The organism is Amphibacillus indicireducens (assembly GCF_039539605.1).
In the GTDB taxonomy this organism is placed as follows: domain Bacteria; phylum Bacillota; class Bacilli; order Bacillales; family Amphibacillaceae; genus Amphibacillus; species Amphibacillus indicireducens.
In genome coordinates this window covers 1-2,871 of record NZ_BAABDL010000083.1, presented here as the reverse complement: position 1 = coordinate 2,871, position 2,871 = coordinate 1, and the positions used below count along the sequence as shown (strand labels likewise).

General features: G+C 37.2%; 3 protein-coding genes. 2 read left to right on the top strand and 1 reads right to left on the bottom strand.

The genetic code is table 11. The features are described from left to right. Positions 1-321 precede the first annotated feature (321 nt). Positions 322-1,302 carry a metal-dependent hydrolase gene (locus ABD814_RS07710; RefSeq protein ID WP_344911920.1) on the bottom strand — a complete coding sequence of 327 codons (981 nt, stop codon included), beginning with the start codon at positions 1,300-1,302 and terminating at the stop codon, positions 322-324. Positions 1,303-1,438: 136 nt separating this feature from the next. Here ABD814_RS07710 and mutY point away from each other — a divergent pair, with 136 nt between their 5' ends. Continuing rightward, positions 1,439-2,506 carry an A/G-specific adenine glycosylase gene (gene mutY / locus ABD814_RS07705; protein WP_344911919.1) on the top strand — a complete coding sequence of 356 codons (1,068 nt, stop codon included), beginning with the start codon at positions 1,439-1,441 and terminating at the stop codon, positions 2,504-2,506. A 71-nt stretch (positions 2,507-2,577) separates the two neighbouring features. Then, a complete protein-coding gene (locus tag ABD814_RS07700; RefSeq protein ID WP_344911918.1) occupies positions 2,578-2,754 on the top strand; it encodes a gamma-type small acid-soluble spore protein in 177 nt (58 codons plus the stop codon). Positions 2,755-2,871: the final 117 nt, after the last annotated feature.

Here is a 2,871-nt window from a genome sequence, read left to right as displayed (position 1 = left end):
GACACGAGCTATCGGCGTAGCGAACTCTTGACAAACCGAGCTTGACAATGGTTTAAAATGGTAAAAGTCAAGGACTATTTACCATGCCTTCTTTTTGTCCCCTTCGCCCTTGACACCTTTCACACAAACCATTGTCGTGTTTGTCAAGAGCGATAGCGGTCGTTTTTTTGCCATTAAACTTTTGGGATCTCGATTTTTCAGTTCTTTTCATAGAACTTTTGACGTTATCAAAAGTATTACTCCATTTACTCTAATTGAAAGATCAATCACTTGCAAAGATTAACCCTCAAAGCAGATGTAAGTCTACTTTAAGGGTGCTGTTTAAAGATCTTCAATTAATAGCTTATCCTGCAGCTTTTGCTCTGAAAATATCCAACCTGTATATGACTTTAAAATTTTAAACTCTTTTGTAATATTAACAACCGCCACAAATGGGTAATGGTCTTTTGATCTGTAGCGCAAATCAATAAATCGCACTTCAGTATAATCGTCATACTCTGTTTGCTCCCAGCGATAGACTTTTGAAAATGATAAAAAGGCATCGACATTTGGATCTAATTTTGCTGTTCTCATCAGCTCATTATTAGGAACGGGCATCCGATCAAATTGATCAACAATTTGAATGTTACCATCATTTGCTCGGGCAACATAAAACTTGTCCTCTGTTGTAATTGCAAGCCGCCAGATTTTTTGACTGATCGTTGGTGACGTAAAAATCCCTTCGACGTTATAAAATGAAAGCCGAATTTTTCTTTCTAAAACCTTCTTTTGCCAAAAACGCTTCAAGTAATAGAGAAAAATCAAAACATAAATCGTCAGAAATGTTTTGACTGGATCAGCGCCTAAGACCCAAAGGGCGATTCCAATTAAATGGGCTGAGAAGATAAACGGATCAAATGTATTGATGAATCCGAGTCCGATCCATTTTTTAGAGAAAGGTCTAAATGCCTGAGTCCCATAGGCATTAAAAATATCGACGACAACATGAAGGAAAACAGCCAGTGCCGTCCAAATCCAAATATTGAGGAAAGGTAATCCAGGTACGAGTAAATAAATCAAACCCGAAATTAGTATTCCCCAAAAAATCATCAATGGGATCGAGTGGGTAATTCCTCTATGATGCCGTAAATAGACAGCATTATTTTTTAATTTTAAAATCGTATCAAAATCAGGTGCATGTGAGCCAATGATCGTTCCAGCCATAACAGCAGTGAAAAAAATCGGATTTGATTGAATAACGGGATCGACAGTTGCAATACCACCTAGTGCAATCCCCATCGCAATATGTGTTCCGGTATCGATTTGTGCTCACCTCTTTCAAATCGTTTTATTAGTCGTTATAATCTAAGGTACTTGAAAAACTCTTTCCTTTATATTTTGCCATAATTGAAAGGGTTTAAACATTTGATAATTATTGATACGAGATTAACGAAAAAGGGTGACGATATTGGAGGAAAGTTCATTTAATAAAAAAGAATTTCAAACAGATTTAATCAATTGGTTTTTAAAAAATCAACGTCAATTACCGTGGCGAGAAGATAAAGATCCTTATAAAGTGTGGGTTTCTGAGATTATGCTCCAGCAAACACAAGTTGATACAGTCATCCCGTACTTCGAGAATTTTATTGAAAAATTCCCCAATCCAGTTGCGCTCGCTGATGCGGATGAACAAGATGTTCTTAAAGCGTGGGAGGGACTAGGGTATTATTCTAGAGCCCGAAATCTCCAATTTGCAGTTCGAGAAGTAAAAGAAAAGTATCAAGGAAAAGTCCCGAAAGATCCTAAGCAATTAGGTGATCTGAAAGGAATTGGACCCTATACATTGGGGGCGATTATGAGTATTGCTTATGATCAACCTGAACCAGCTGTCGATGGTAATGTGATGCGCGTGATGTCACGTGTATTTAGAATTGATCAAGACATCGCCAAAGCAAAAACAAGAAAAGTCTTTGATGCAGTTGTGCGTGATGTGATTTCAACTGAAGACCCTTCAAGTTTTAATCAAGGAATTATGGAGTTGGGTGCATTAATTTGTCGCCCGAGAAATCCTAAATGTGATCTTTGTCCAATCAAAGCACACTGTCAAGCCTATCGGTCAAATACGCAGACAGACTATCCAGTTAAATCAAAAAAGAAAAAACAAACGAAGCTAAATTATTATACCCTTGTCCTTGAAAATCAGTCGGGAGAGTTTTTAATTGAAAAAAGACCAGCAGAAGGGTTACTAGCTGGCTTGTGGCAATTTTTGATGGTCGAGAAAAAAGAGGTTGATCGAAAGTTATTAACACCTTTTGTTGAGCAACTGTTCAAAACAACTGTGATTGAAGTTAATCAGCTAGAATCGATTAAGCATATTTTTTCACATATTATTTGGTCGATTGATGTCTTTCATTTTAAGGTAAAGGATTTTGTTCTTGATGATTCGAATCAGCGATTTATTTCGTTAGATCAGGTTGAGGATTATCCATTCCCGGTACCCCATCAGAAGGTGATTGATCAGCTTTAAAAGTTTCTGCTTTATTTTTGAATAGTCACTGAAAAACTGGTTACATTAACGGTTGTGGAGGTGATATTCAAATGGCTAAAAACCAAAATAAAAACCAAAACCGAAGCAAAACAAATGCTGAGGAAGTAAAACGTCAAAATCAACAAGCTAAACAAGGCCAAGGACAATACGGTACTGAGTTTGCTTCTGAAACAGATACACAGCTTGTCAAACAACAAAATCAAAAATCGCAACAAAATAAGCAATAACTCCAAATAACAGAGAAAGAGCTATCATTATATTGATGGCTCTTTTTTTGTTGTGTGCCCAGCATGGGTGCAGACTCTAGGGTGAAAGTCCCGAACAGTGAAGGCAGTAGTAGCTGT